The 13973-nt window shown below is 62.4% G+C and carries 8 protein-coding genes and 1 tRNA gene; 6 read left to right on the top strand and 3 right to left on the bottom strand.

The features are described from left to right. Positions 1 to 40: 40 nt before the first annotated feature. Both FHS09_RS03825 and rluC read right to left on the bottom strand, forming a co-directional pair. Complete coding sequence (locus FHS09_RS03825; RefSeq protein ID WP_183456891.1) at positions 41 to 685, bottom strand: HAD-IA family hydrolase; 645 nt, start codon at positions 683 to 685, stop codon at positions 41 to 43. A gap of 164 nt (positions 686 to 849) precedes the next feature. Beyond that, complete coding sequence (gene rluC / locus FHS09_RS03820; protein WP_343057401.1) at positions 850 to 1887, bottom strand: 23S rRNA pseudouridine(955/2504/2580) synthase RluC; 1038 nt, start codon at positions 1885 to 1887, stop codon at positions 850 to 852. 810 nt (positions 1888 to 2697) lie between these two features. Between rluC and rne the strand changes: the two genes are divergently transcribed. Next, complete coding sequence (gene rne / locus FHS09_RS03815; RefSeq protein ID WP_183456889.1) at positions 2698 to 5616, top strand: ribonuclease E; 2919 nt, start codon at positions 2698 to 2700, stop codon at positions 5614 to 5616. 258 nt (positions 5617 to 5874) lie between these two features. Next, positions 5875 to 5962 (top strand) — tRNA-Ser (locus FHS09_RS03810). Between the two features lie 302 nt (positions 5963 to 6264). On the opposite strand, the gene FHS09_RS03805 is transcribed toward FHS09_RS03810, so the two are convergent. After that, positions 6265 to 7020 (bottom strand): TorF family putative porin, encoded by a 756-nt coding sequence (locus FHS09_RS03805; RefSeq protein WP_183456887.1) that lies wholly within the window; start codon positions 7018 to 7020, stop codon positions 6265 to 6267. A 231-nt stretch (positions 7021 to 7251) separates the two neighbouring features. Here FHS09_RS03805 and FHS09_RS03800 point away from each other — a divergent pair, with 231 nt between their 5' ends. Genes FHS09_RS03800 through FHS09_RS03785 form a run of 4 tightly spaced genes read left to right on the top strand, consistent with a single transcriptional unit; the run spans position 7252 to position 13938 of the window. Beyond that, positions 7252 to 7962 carry a TVP38/TMEM64 family protein gene (locus tag FHS09_RS03800; protein WP_183456885.1) on the top strand — a complete coding sequence of 237 codons (711 nt, stop codon included), beginning with the start codon at positions 7252 to 7254 and terminating at the stop codon, positions 7960 to 7962. Further along, positions 7962 to 10202 carry a glucosidase family protein gene (locus tag FHS09_RS03795; protein WP_183456877.1) on the top strand — a complete coding sequence of 747 codons (2241 nt, stop codon included), beginning with the start codon at positions 7962 to 7964 and terminating at the stop codon, positions 10200 to 10202. Before FHS09_RS03800 ends, FHS09_RS03795 begins: the two co-directional genes overlap by 1 nt. After that, the gene (locus FHS09_RS03790; RefSeq protein WP_183456875.1) at positions 10199 to 11497 is read left to right on the top strand and encodes a glycosyltransferase; all 1299 of its coding nucleotides are present in this window, start codon (positions 10199 to 10201) and stop codon (positions 11495 to 11497) included. The genes FHS09_RS03795 and FHS09_RS03790 overlap by 4 nt, the downstream gene beginning before the upstream one ends. Beyond that, the gene (locus tag FHS09_RS03785; RefSeq protein WP_183456873.1) at positions 11494 to 13938 is read left to right on the top strand and encodes an endonuclease/exonuclease/phosphatase family protein; all 2445 of its coding nucleotides are present in this window, start codon (positions 11494 to 11496) and stop codon (positions 13936 to 13938) included. The genes FHS09_RS03790 and FHS09_RS03785 overlap by 4 nt, the downstream gene beginning before the upstream one ends. Positions 13939 to 13973 lie beyond the last annotated feature (35 nt).

Below are 13973 nucleotides of genomic sequence, written 5' to 3'. Positions count from 1 at the left end.
CGACGCGGGTCGCCAAGGCCAACCGCGGAATAGCGCTCAATCAGACTCCCAGTGGTGGCCACTCCAGCAGCTCCGGAAAGCGGTCGATAATCGCTCGAGGGCCACAAGCCTGCAGCCGTTCCCGGTCGTGAACTCCGTAGCTGACCCCGATAGCAGCCATGTCCATCGCCGCAGCCATATTCAGGTCGTAGACCGTATCTCCCACCATCACCGCCTCCTCTACCGGGCAGCCGGTCTCCACCAGCAGCTCGCGCAACATGCGCGGGTCCGGCTTGGAGGCGGTCTCATCAGCACAGCGGCTGGCCACAAACATGCACCCGAGCCCCAACTCCCGAAACTCGCGCTCCAGCCCCCGGCGACTCTTGCCAGTGGCCACCGCCAACTTGTGTCCCGCGCCCAGCAGGCTATCAAAGGTGGACAGCACCCCGTCAAACAGCGGCAGCGGCTCGCTGCGCGCAGCCAGCCATTCCTCCGAGTAGCGCTCGCGCAAGCGCTGGCGCTGGTCATCGACGACCTCGGGAAACAGGATTCCCACCGCCTCGGGCAGCCCCAGACCAATAATGTTACCGACCGCTCCTGCAGCCGGCGCAGGCAGACCCACTCCCTCGGCGGCGCGCTGCATACAGGAGACGATGCGGGCCTCGGAATTACAGACGGTGCCATCCCAGTCCAGGATTACCAACATAACGATTTCCTACTGCTTAAGACCTGTTTAACACTAAATTTACAACCGCAGGCAAGGTGCGAAGAGTGTGGTTAAGCACATTAAACGAGCGGCGAGTGACGCCGTTGCTTTTTGGAGGCGCACCAAGAAGGGACGAGGCTAGTGAATGCAGCCTGGCAGGCTATCTATAAGCCGCCGCTCTCGCGCAGAGCTGCCAGAACGGATTCCAGCTCCTCCGGCAGAGCCGCCTCTATGCTGACCTTTTCGCCCCCCGGGAGGGAACAACTCACCCTCGCAGAATGCAGGAACAGCCTTTTCAGCCCCTGCTCGCGAAAGGCGCAATTCACCTCATCCGGCGCGTACTTTGCGTCACCGGCCAGCGGACAGCCAACAAACTGGGCGTGCACCCGTATCTGGTGGGTGCGCCCGGTAACCGGCTCAGCGGACACCAGAGTCGCACCACGGAAACGTTCCAGCACCTGAAACCGGGTTTCCGAATCCTTGCCCGAGGGATCGACCGATACCATCCGCTCACCGCTCTTCAGGGTATTCTTGCGCAGGGGCGCCTCCACCAGGCGCCGCCCTCTCGGCCATTTTCCCGCCGCCAGCGCCAGATAGGACTTGCCAACCCTTCCCGCGCGCAACTCCGTTTGTGCATGCAGCAGAACAGAGCGTTTGCGTGCGACCATGATTGCACCACTGGTATCCCGGTCCAGCCGGTGCACCAGCTCCATAAACGGGCTCTGGGGAAACATCTGTCGCAATATCTCGATCAGCCCCAGTCGCACTCCGCTACCGCCGTGTACCGCCAGCCCCGCCGGCTTGTCGATCACCAGCAGCCCGTCGGCGTCGTACAGTATGGATTGCTCCACCAGCCGGCGCAGTTGGTCACCGGCAACCGGCGCCGGTGCCTGGGCGGCAGTACGCACCGGAGGGACCCTCACCACATCCCCCGCCTGCAGCCTGTATTCCGCTTTCACCCTTCCTTTATTCACCCGCACCTCGCCCTTGCGCAGAATGCGATAGATGCGCGAGCGCGGTACGCCCTTGAGGCGGGCCTGCAGGAAATTGTCGATCCGCTGGCCTGCCAGCTCCTCCGGCACAGTCAGGAACTGCACACTGCCTGGCGCCTGGGCAGAGCCGCCAGGGACCTGGCCGGAATTGGATGGTGAGGCCGGTAAGGCCGGGACGGGGGGATGGTCACTTCGCATGGGGCGCATAATAGCCGCCGCGCCCGAATATTGCACCGCCCCGCTCCCCCTGATCCGGCGCGATCTCCCGGTGGTGGTCACAATTGAAGCATCCTTCGGCCTGTGTTATATTCGGCCGGCCTGAATTGGGCTGGTTTTCGGCGGTGTGCGGCATCCACTAAGAGGGGCCACAGGCATCGTAACTGGAGAAAATACCGCCAATCGGCCGGTGCGCGCCTCTTTCACATATATATGAGGCCGCGTCATTGAAAAACTTCGCCGGTGAGGCCACCCCTGTAATTGTGACCAGGGGCGCCTCGCCGGCCACAACGCCCCGCATTAGTGCGGGTAACTATCGCGAAGGTAAGACGGGCTGAAGCCTGCAGCGCTTGGAAGGACGACTCAAACACTTACGTCCGCTCTGTTGAAGTAGCCAGCGACCGAACTGGCAGCCCGGGCAGCGATGCCGGCCCGGCGGCAAAACATACAGAAGCGAAAGGCCTGGCCAAAAGCCGGTCACAACAGAGCCGAACGAAAAGACGTAAACCTCGCCGCCCGCGATTCCTGACCGGAGGGCGGCGCCCGGTACACGGATGCGACAAATCGCATTATCGTTACTGGGTAGTACTACTGACGGGTACTAAAGGTACCAACGAATGCTGCGCCAACTGCAATGCATTCGGAGTTACAGCAGTGTGACAATCGGAGCCCGCACCGCCAGTCTTTGGCGGCGCCGCCCCGGTCGTCCCTGCCCCGCCCTGTGGCTTCGACGCCGCGCGGCGACCGTACAAAGCCTGCAAGCTTCAGTGTCCCCTTTGCGCAACGCAAGGATACAAGACACGCATGAAGAGAATGCTAATCAACGCGACTCAGCCGGAAGAGATTCGCGTCGCCCTGGTCGATGGCCAGTGGCTCTACGACCTGGATATTGAAAACCGCACCCGCGAACAGAAAAAGGCCAACATCTACAAGGGTAAAATTACCCGTGTGGAACCCTCCCTCGAAGCCGCGTTTGTCGACTACGGCGAAGAGCGCCACGGCTTCCTGCCGCTGAAAGAAATCTCCCGCGAGTACTTCACCAAACAGCCCAAGGACATAGACGGCCGCATCAAGATCAAGGATGTGGTCAAGGAGGGCATGGAAGTCATCGTGCAGATAGACAAGGAAGAGCGCGGCAACAAAGGCGCGGCGCTAACCACCTTTATCAGCCTCGCCGGCCGCTACCTGGTACTGATGCCAAACAACCCCCGTGCCGGCGGTATCTCCCGCCGTATCGAGGGCGACGAGCGTTCCGAACTGCGCGATGCCCTCTCCAGCGTGGAGGTTCCCTCCGGCATGGGCATCATCGTGCGCACCGCCGGCGTTGGCCGCAGCGGCGAAGAGCTGCAGTGGGACCTCAACTACCTGCTGCAACTCTGGGACGCCATCGAGAAGGAAGCGAACAGCTCAAAGGCGCCCCACTTCCTGTTCCGCGAGAGCAACGTGATCATCCGCGCGATTCGCGACTATATGCGCGATGATATCGGCGAAGTGATAGTGGATGAAAAAGGCGCCTACCAACTGGCTGCGGAGTTCGCCCGCCAGGTGATGCCCGCCTACGTCAACAAGGTGAAGTATTACGAGGACGCCATCCCGCTATTCAACCGCTACCAGATCGAAGGCCAGATCGAGACTGCCTTCGAGCGCGAAGTGAAACTGCCTTCCGGCGGTTCCATCGTGATCGATGTCACCGAGGCCCTGGTCTCCATCGATATCAACTCCTCGCGCGCCACCAAGGGCGGCGACATCGAGGAGACGGCGCGCAACATCAACCTGGAAGCCGCGGACGAGATCGCCCGCCAACTGCGCCTGCGGGATATGGGCGGCCTGGTGGTGATCGACTTTATCGACATGCAGAGCAAATCCAACCAGCGCGATGTGGAAAAGCGTATGGAGAAAGCACTCAGCATGGACCGCGCGCGGGTGCAGATCGGCCGCATCTCCCGCTTCGGTCTGCTGGAGATGTCCCGCCAGCGCCTGCGCCCCTCCCTGGGTGAGACCACTTTCCGCGTCTGCCCCCGCTGCAGCGGCCAGGGCACCATCCGCGGCACCAAATCCCTGGCGCTGTCCATCCTGCGCCTGGTGGAAGAGGAAGCCAAGAAGGAGCGCAGCGCGGAAATCCGCGCCATCACCCCGGTGAACGTGGCCACCTACCTGCTCAATGAGAAGCGTAAGGCCATCTCCCAGATCGAGTCCCGCAACAAAACCCGCGTGGTGATCGTGCCTAACGCGGATATGGAAACGCCACACTTCGAAGTACAGCGCCTCCGCGACGACGAAACCGGCACCGTGGAGACCTCCTACAAGATCTCCGGCACCATCGAAGACACCAGCGGCAAGGAAGAAGAGCCGGTGCGTGTGCCGGCCCAACCCGCAGTGCAACAGATCGCACACACCGCCCCGGCCCCCTCGCCGGTGGCCAAACCGGTTCCCGGGCTGTTCAGCCGGCTGATCAGCGCTGTTTCCGAGCTGTTCAGCAGCGATGAGGACAAGACCAAGAAGCACAAGAAATCCAAAGGTCGCGGCAAGAGCTACGAGAAGCAGCAGCCGCGCGGTCGAAGCCAGCGCGGCAACCGCGGTCGGGGCGGCCGCCGCCGGGAAGAGCCCCGCGAGGAAAAACGCGAGGATCGCCGCGAAGCCAAACGTGACGAAGGACGCGAAGCCAAACGTGACGATGTCCGCAAGGGCAAACGTGAGGACAAACGCGAGGAAGCCCGCGAGGCCACAGCCGAGCGCCCCCGCGGTGAGGGTCAGCGCCGTCGCCGTCGTCGTGGAGGCGGTGGCGGTGGCGAAGACAAGCGCCGTCGCGAAGCCCAGCCCGCAGTGGAGGCCGACGCAACCACTCAGGCCCCAGTGGAAGAAACCAAGGAAGCCGAGCAGCACCCGGCTCGCCGTCCCAGCAATGTCCGTGGGCGCCCGCAGGCCCGCCGTCGCGGCCGGCGCGGCGACAACGTCGCCGCCGCAGCCGTCGCCCAGAACCAGGAAGAGCTGGAGCAGGAGGTAAGCGAGGCCATCGACGAAGCGGAGAGTGAAGCGAAAAAATCTGCGAACAAAACCGCTGAAAGCAGAAAGGCTCCAGCCCAGACCGCGGGTCCGATTGCGGAGAAACGCGAAAAGGTAGAGAAACGCGAAGAGGTGAAAGCCGAGACTCCGGCTGAAAAGGAAGCTGCCCGGGAAACCATCGCAGAAAGCACCGCACCGGCAGTCGAAGAGCAGCCAGCCCCGGTTGAAGCACCACAAGCTGATACCGCTGCGACCGCTGCTCCGGAGAAACAGCCCGAGCCCCGGCCGGAGGAGGTCGCTGCTGTGGAAACTGTAGAAGAGGCCCCGGCCATCGAGCCACAGGCAGCAGAGACAGAGACCCCCGTGGCTACCGCAACTGAAACAACCACAGTTCCTGCTGGGAGGGAAACCCCGACCGAAGAGGAACTACCGGCCGCGGCGGGGATAACCCCAGCGGCTCCGCAAGCAGAGGCTGCGGAGGAAGCACCGCGCGGTCGCGCCAGCAACGATCCGCGGGAAAATCCCCAACCGCTGCAGCAACTGGCGATCATCACCGAGCACCGCGACCTGGGACTCCTGCAACCGCTGGATACATCCCAACCCGCGGCCATCGAACACAACCCGCGCCCCCTGCCCCGCCCGGCCAACGACCCCCGGGTCGCCCGCCAGGAGACCCAGGCAAACGACAGCGGTAGTGACGAGTCGGCGGAGGCCAGCTGAAGCGAGTGAGGGTTGGCTGATCGGCAGGGGCCCCCGATTTGGACTATGCCGCAGGACCCCCAAAGAGCCAGCGCCAGGAACGGCGCTGATCACAAATCGGCAGGGATTGCCGATTTGGACTGTGCCGGAGGCACAGCCCGAAGGGGCAGCGCCAGGGATGGCGCTGATCAGTAAACAGCTAACTCATTGAACTTACTAAAAAAATCGTCCGCACCCTTGTACCGGCCAAACGGGCCGGTATAATGCGCCGGACAATTCGGTGGGGTGGCTGAGTGGTCGAAAGCGGCGGTCTTGAAAACCGTTGACTGTAACAGGTCCCAGGGTTCGAATCCCTGCCCCACCGCCATATAAAAAAACCCGGCTTATGCCGGGTTTTTTTATATGGCGGTGGGGCAGGGTGAGAAGCCTGGCGGGTTCGACAAATCGGCAGGAAAGCCGATTTGGACGCCATAGGTGACCGCCATGGATGGCGGAGTGCCGCCCAGCGGAAATGCAGGTTTTGCAGGAGCAAAAACCTGCCGCCCGAAGGGCGAGGGCCATGGACAAATTTGCCAAGAGCAAATTTGGGCAGCTTCAGCTGGCCGCAGGCCGAACCACAGGGACGTGGTGAGCCATTGCCCGAGTCAATCCCTGCCCTATCAATATCCATTAAAAATTCCGCGTCAACCCAACCACCACGTTCCCATCCGCTAGCTCCGGGTCCGCCAAAAACGGTTCGATTCCGTTGGTATCGTGCCAGCTCAGTTCGAAGGAAAAATCGCTACAGGTCCTGGACAGGGCCAGGCTGTAATAGGTGTAGTCGAGTTCGTCAGCGCTGGAGCCGAAAGTCTGCCGCCCCACCACCCCGGAAAGCGTGATATTCAGGGGAAATTCGTAGCTCAGGGTCAGGTCGTAGGCGAAGGAGGAAACGCCGTTGAGAAAGTCCTTGCCAAAATAGTTATCGGAGTACCAGAAGCTCGGTTTGGCGGAGAATTTATTCACCTTGTAGGTGAGCACCAGGTAAGACTCCTGATAGTCGAGATCGGATTCAGAGCCCGGGTAGTTGTAGGACCAGAAACCGATATCGTAGCTGAAAGGTGTCTCCCCCACATCGCCGGCAAAACCGATATAAGGGTCCAGTTCCATGCTGTTGCCAGGGCCGCCAAAATTCGTATTGGAGGCCCAAATGCCCGCGTATAAGCCGACGTCATGGGACCAGTTCAGGTCGCCGCGGACCTGAGGGCGATTGTTGGAGTTGGATATCCCCCGGAACATGTAGTTGCTGGATAGCAACAGGCTGCCGCTAACGCTGCCGTATCTGTCGGAGGTATCAGAGGCGTCCTCTTCTTCCGCGCTCTGCACCGCTCCGCTGAACAATATCGCCACAGCTGCCGGAGCAAGAACGCGGGGATCAAAATGTATCACTATTCACTCCCTTGGTACTTGGCTGACCGGCAACACCCCGATTCCAGACCAGTGCTGATCGCAACCTTTTTCCATGCCACACTTCCATATAGCCGCTCAGCGCCATTTTGCAAGACGGTTACACCTCTTCGGTAAACTTGCAGGCCCCGCCCAGAACCCGCTTCATTTGACTAGTCTATAAGTTGGCAAGCGCTAAAAGTTGCGGTCTTCGAGCTATTTTCGGGCGGGAACATGACGGCAAAGCATTCCCTCGTGTGGATCATCCTGATCAGTATCCTGGTCGTAGCCGCCGTGTTGGCCCTGCTCTTCTACTTCGACCTGGACGAGCGGATTGTAGCCGTACTACAGTGGCTGGAGAGTCGCGGCTGGCAGGCGAGCCTGCTGTTTATCCTGATCATGGCCGCAGCGATTGTGGTGCTCCTGCCCGGGGTCATTTTCACCATGGGCGCCGGCTTTGTATTCGGCGTGGTGAAGGGTACCCTGCTGGTTGTCGCCGGCACGGCATTGGGTTCGACCCTGGCTTTCCTGATCGCGCGCTACCTGTTCGGCCCGCGGCCGTCGCGCTGGCTGATGTCGCATATCAAACCTCCCGACCTCGGCGAGATAATCAGGGACGAGGGCTGGCGCATGGTGATGCTGACCCGCCTGGTGCCTCTTTTTCCGTTCAAGCTTTCCAATTATTTTTTTGGCCTGACGCCGTTGCGCCTGCGGGATTTCGCACTCGGCAACCTGATCGGCATCATTCCCTACAGCCTGAACAATGTCTACCTGGGCTCCATCGCCTCGGACCTCGCCACCATAGGAAGCGCACCCACTGAACGCACACCACTGCAGTGGTTTTTCTACGTCATGGGGTTCGTGCTGGCGGTGATCGCGGTGATCGGGTTGACCCGCATGGCCCGCCGAGCGCTGGCGAGGAAAATCGACCGAGAGGATCTCTGATGCCCTGGATGAAATGGCTGCCCTGGCGTTTTTTCGTGCGCAAATTTGCAACGGCCCATGGCTTCCTCGATCCCATGTCAGTGATGGCAAGAATGCAGCGCTTTGCCGAGCCCTCGGAGGTGAGCGAGCCCATCGAACTGTTGCGTGCGGGAATGGTTTTTCACGCCCGCGCACTGATCAACAGCAAAGTGATCCAGCACAATCTGGACTGGGTCTGGCCCTACTGGATCGAACGCCAGTTCAATCCCCGCGACGAGTCCTTTATTCCGCGCGCTTTCTCTATTACCCATTGCAACCTGAGCCACCGCAACTGGACTGCGGTGGGAATTCCCGACTGCGAGGAAATGCCGATCGTGGACCCCCGCGGCCTGCTCACTCCCCATTACGACGGCTGGTCCGTCGACGCCTGGGTGATTGGCGATGAGGGTGAACAATTGATTCCATCGCAACTGAAGACTTGCGACCAACGCCTGGAAATGGACGAAAATACGTCTGTGGTTACCGAAAGTACCCTAGGTGAACTCTATCTGCACAACCGCGCCAAAGTGGAGCTGGACAGCGACGACAGCCATTGCCTGCTGGAACTGCAGGCGCGGAGTGCCGGCGGCGGCTGGCTGGTGGTTACCCTGCGTCCCTGTAACCCGGAGGGAGTGAGTTTCGTGCACAAAGTGCGCCTCGACGACGACCGGCGCCATTGGTTGATCGAGGAAAAAACCGCAGTGGAATTCGACCGGCCGGTGGACCGCCATCTCGCCTCCAATTACCGCCACGGCGATATTTTCCTGCGCCTGACGGAGCAAGCCGGCCAGGTCCACGGCGAATGCGAGGTCGGTATGGCCACCGCCGCCGCGCTGTTTCGCATTGAGGCCGGCAAGCCTTTGCACACCGGGGTAAAGATCCCGCTGCACAGTGGTCGACGCAAAAGCAAATTGCCAGCAAGTTGGCAGGATAACCTGCAAAACCACTGCGCCATGTCGGTACCGGATGAACAGCTGCAGTTTCTCTACGATGCCGCCATCCGTACCCTGGTGCTGCACTCCCCGCAAGACGTATATCCAGGGCCCTACACCTACAAGAGATTCTGGTTTCGCGACGCCGCATTCATGATCCAAACCCTGCTGCACGCCGGACTGGTCGAACGGGCCGAACGGGCACTGGACCAGTTCCCACACCGGCAGAAACACGACGGATTCTTCCATTCCCAGGACGGTGAATGGGATTCCAATGGCGAGGCATTGTGGATCTTCGACCTCTTCTGCCAATTCACCAACCGCCCCCTAAAGGCCGATTGGCGCGAGGCGATACTGCGCGGGGCGCGCTGGATAGACGCCAAGCGGCTGCCCAGCGACGGCAGCCGTTGCGGCGGCCTGCTGCCGGCGGGCTTCAGCGCGGAACACCTGGGCCCCAATGACTGTTACTACTGGGACGACTTCTGGGGAGTCGCCGGCCTGAGAGCCGCGGCGGCGATCTGCCGGCGGGAAGGACTGGAGAATGACGGGAAAACCTTTGCTGCCCAGGCCGAAGACCTCCAGCGGACCATCGATGAAAGCCTCGCCGATGCCGCCGAACGCCTGGGCAGGCCCGCCATGCCCGCCTCCCCCAACCGGCGCCTGGACGCGGGGGCCATCGGTTCCATCGCCGCCGGCTACCCGCTGCAGCTGTATCCACCCGACGATCCCCGGTTGACGGATCTTACGGAATTTTTGATGGACAAATGCTTTGTCAGTGGCGGCTTCTTCCAGGATATGATCCATTCCGGCATCAACGCCTACCTCACCCTGCACATCGCCCAGGTGCTGTTGCGCGCCGGCGATGCCCGCTGCGTGGAATTAATGCGCAATGTGGCCAGGCTGGCATCGCCCACCGGTCAATGGCCGGAGGCTATTCACCCGCACTCCCTGGGTGGCTGTATGGGCGATGGTCAGCACGCCTGGGCAGCGGCGGAATGGGTAGCCATGCAACGCAATTGTTTTGTACGCGAAGAAGGGGAAACCCTGATCCTCGCCTCCGGCCTGCCCGAGGAGTGGCTGGCGGAGACGTCTGCGGGCTCCATTCGTTTCGGCCCCGCCCCGACCCGCTTCGGCACTCTGTCCCTGGAAATAACCCCCGGCGGTAACCCCAGGGTAACCTGGAGCGCAAATTGGCACCGGGCCGCTCCCCCGATTGAAGTGCGCGCCCTCGGTCACATCCCGGTGATTGCCGCGCCCGGCGCCAGCACTGTGGAGCTATCGCGCCAATGAATATCGTGATGCTGACCAACACCTTCCTTCCCCACGTAGGCGGCGTGGCCCGATCGGTGGCGGCTTTCAGCGAGGAATATCGCAAACGTGGCCACCAGGTCTTGATCGTCGCACCGGAGTTTCCGCAGACCGGCAGCGAAACAGACGAGGACGAGCAGGATGTGGTGCGGATTTCCGCGATTCAGAACTTCAATGGCAGCGACTTCTCCGTAGCCCTGCCCTTTGCCGGACACCTAAATGAGAAGCTCAACGAATTCCGCCCGGATATCGTCCACTCCCACCACCCGTTTCTATTGGGCATGACCGCGCTGCGCATCGCCCGTTCGCGGCAGCTGCCGCTGGTTTTCACCCACCACACGCTCTACGAGCGCTATACCCACTACGTGCCGGCGGACTCCCAGGCGCTGAAGCGCTTCGTCATCGAGCTGGCCACCCGCTATGCCAATCTTGCCGGCCTGGTATTCGCACCCAGCCTGAGTATTGCCAAACTGCTCCACGAGCGCGGAGTGAAAACCTCCATCGCGGAAGTGCCCACCGGCGTGCAGCTGGAGAACTTCCGCGGCGGCGACGGGCCCCGTGCACGGGCCCGGTTCGGCATACCGGAATCAGCCCTGCTGCTCGGACATCTGGGGCGTCTGGCGCCGGAAAAAAACCTGGAATTCCTTGCCGGTGCAGTGGCGGAATTTATGCAGGAGAATACCAACGCGCACTTTTTAATCGTCGGCTCCGGCCCCATAACCGAGCAGCTAACCAGGCAGTTTGCCGCTCTGGGACTCGCCAACCGCCTGCATATGCCGGGAACGCTGCAGGGAGAGGCGCAGCGAAATGCCTACGCGGCCATGGATGCCTTTGTATTCGCTTCCACCAGTGAGACCCAGGGCATGGTGCTCACCGAGGCCATGGCCGCCGGTGTACCGGTGATCGCGCTGGATGCCAACGGTACTCGCGAAGTGGTGCGCGACGGGAAAAACGGCCGCCTGCTGCCACGGCAGCACAGCAGTGATTTCATCGGCGCCTTGCAGTGGCTGCGGGACCTGCCCCTACCGGAACGTCGCAAGCTGCGCGAGCAGGCGCTCCGCACCGCGGAGGACTTCTCCATGGAAAGCTGCGCGGAGCGGGCCCTGCAGCTGTACCGGCCGCTGCTCGAACGCCCCTGGTCACTGGACGACTCTCTGTACGCCCAGTGGATGCGCCTGCGCAACCTGATCGGCGCCCAATGGGAAATCATCGAGGGCGTTACCGGTGCCGCCGGTGCCGCCTTCACCCACACCCAAACACCATCCGAGCGGCAATGATCGGGCGCATAGAGACCACGCTGCGCCGCTGGCGCCGCCGGTTCAGCCGCAGCGAATGGATGGCCCGGCTGCTGGGCCTGCCCACCAGCAAATCTCCATCCAGCGCCCCTGGGCTGATCCTGATCCAGATCGACGGCCTGGCCCATCCGCAACTGGAAAAAGCACTGGCCAAAGGCCGGATGCCGTTTCTGAAACGGCTGATGGACAGGGAACACTACCACCTGGAACATCTCTATCCCGGCATACCCACCACCACTCCGGCGGTGCAGGCGGAGCTGTTTTACGGCGTGCGCCAGGCGGTTCCCGCCTTCGGTTTCATGATGCGCGACTCACAGCAACTGGTGCGTATGTATGATCCGGACGTGGCCGCTCGGGTGGAGGAGAAAATTACCGCCAGGTATCGGAACCCACTGCTGAGAGGCGGCAGCTGCTACCTCAGCCTGTTTCGCGCAGGCGCCGAACACGGCGAGGCCCACTTCTGCCCGGCGGACCGCGGCTGGGGCCCGGCACTGCGCGAGGCGGGCCCGCTGAAAATGCTGCTAATGCTGATCACCAACGCCTGGAGCCTGGTGCGCACCGGCGCACTGGTAGTCGTGGAAGGGGCACTGGCGATGACGGACTGTGTGCGCGGCGTTATCCAGGGCCAGGACCTGATACGGGAGCTGATGTTCGTGCCCACGCGCGTCGCGGTTACCATCCTGATGCGGGAGCTTTGCACCATCGGGGTAAAGATCGATATCGCCCGCGGCTTGCCGGTGATCTATGTGAATCTGCTGGGATACGACGAGCAGTCCCACCGCCGCGGGCCCCACTCGGGCTTCGCCCACTGGACCCTCAAGGGCATCGACGACGCCATCGCGCGTATCTGGCGCGCCGCACATCGCTCAGACCGGCGCAACTACGACGTGTGGATCTTCTCCGACCACGGCCAGGAGCAGGCGCAGCCCTATGAGGAGCGGCACGGCCGCACCCTGGGAGATGCCCTCACCGAAGCGCTGGCGGACCTGCCCACGGAGCCCCGCGGCTACCACAGCAACGGCCGGCGCGGCATGCAGCTGGAGCGGGCGCGGCTGTTCGGCAGCGAGTGGATACAGAAAATGATCCCGGAGGACAGCCCACAATATCGGGGCGACGAACCGCGCCTGGCCCTGGCCGCCCTCGGCCCGGTGGCCATGCTCTACAACCTGGAACTCAATAGTACCCCGCGGGAACAGGTGGCGCGGCTGATCGTTGAGAAGGCGGGAGTACCGCTAGTGCTCTACCGCACGGCCCCCTCAGACCCCGCCTCTCCGGTCCACGGTTGGTGGTATAAGGGGCCGGTGCGCCTGCCGGAGGACGGCCCGCAGCTACTGGGCAGTGGCCACCCCTTCCCGAAGGAGACCATCGAGGATGTGGCCCAGCTGTGCCGCCATACGGACGCCGGGGAATTTATGATGTTCGGCTGGTGTGCGGGTCGCGAACCCATGACCTTCGCCATGGAGAACGGCAGCCACGGCGGCATAGGCCCCAACGAGACCCATGCCTTCGCGCTAATGCCCGCGGATATTCCGTCGCCGGACCCGGAGCGCGGTTACTGGCGTCCGGAGGAACTGCGCTCCGCCGCCAGACTCTTTCTGCGCGGCGCCAGGCCGGCGCCGGCGGCACCCCGCGCCGCCCCGGTCAAAACCCTGCGGGTAATGACCTACAACGTGCACAGCTGCCGTGGCGTGGACGGCAAGCTCTCCCCCCAACGCATCGCGCGAATCATCGCCCGTTACCACCCGGACGTGGTGGCGCTGCAGGAGCTGGACGTGAAGCGGCAGAGAAGTGGCGGCCTGGACCAGGCGGAGCGGATCGCCCGCCTGCTGGCCATGGACTATCACTTCCATCCGGCGCTCCATATGGAGGAGGAGCGCTACGGCGACGCCATTCTCTCCCGCCTGCCGATGCGCCTGGTCAAGAAAGACATACTGCCCGGCCCCCCTGACGACAAAAGCTCCCGCTTCAGCCCCGCCCGCTTCAATCCCGCCGCACAGGAGCCGCGGGGCGCAGTGTGGGTGGAAGTGGATTACAACGGCAAGCATGTGCAGATACTCAACACCCACCTGGGCCTGTCCAAGGCCGAGCGCCTGCGCCAGGTGGAGGCCCTGCTCGGTCCTGAATGGTTGGCGCATCCGAACTGCCGGGGCCCCAGGCTCCTGCTCGGGGATTTCAACGCCCTGCCCAATTCCATCGAGTGCAAGCGATTGGGGAGCCGGTTACACGATGCCCAGATCAAGGCGCCCGAGCACATCCCCCTGGGCACCTTCTTCAGCCGCATGCCCAAGGTGCGCATCGACCATATTTTTGTGGAGCCGGGCCTTGAAGTAAGCCGGATACTGGTGCCGCGGACCGAGCTCACCCGGCAGGCCTCCGATCATCTGCCGCTGATTGCGGATCTGGTGGTGGGTGGGGAGGATTGAGTGGTTCGCCCCTACCGCGCATTATCGTCGTTGCG

The sequence above is a fragment of the Microbulbifer rhizosphaerae genome, assembly GCF_014191725.1.
In the GTDB taxonomy this organism is placed as follows: domain Bacteria; phylum Pseudomonadota; class Gammaproteobacteria; order Pseudomonadales; family Cellvibrionaceae; genus Microbulbifer; species Microbulbifer rhizosphaerae.
This window is presented reverse-complemented; position numbering and strand designations above follow the sequence as displayed.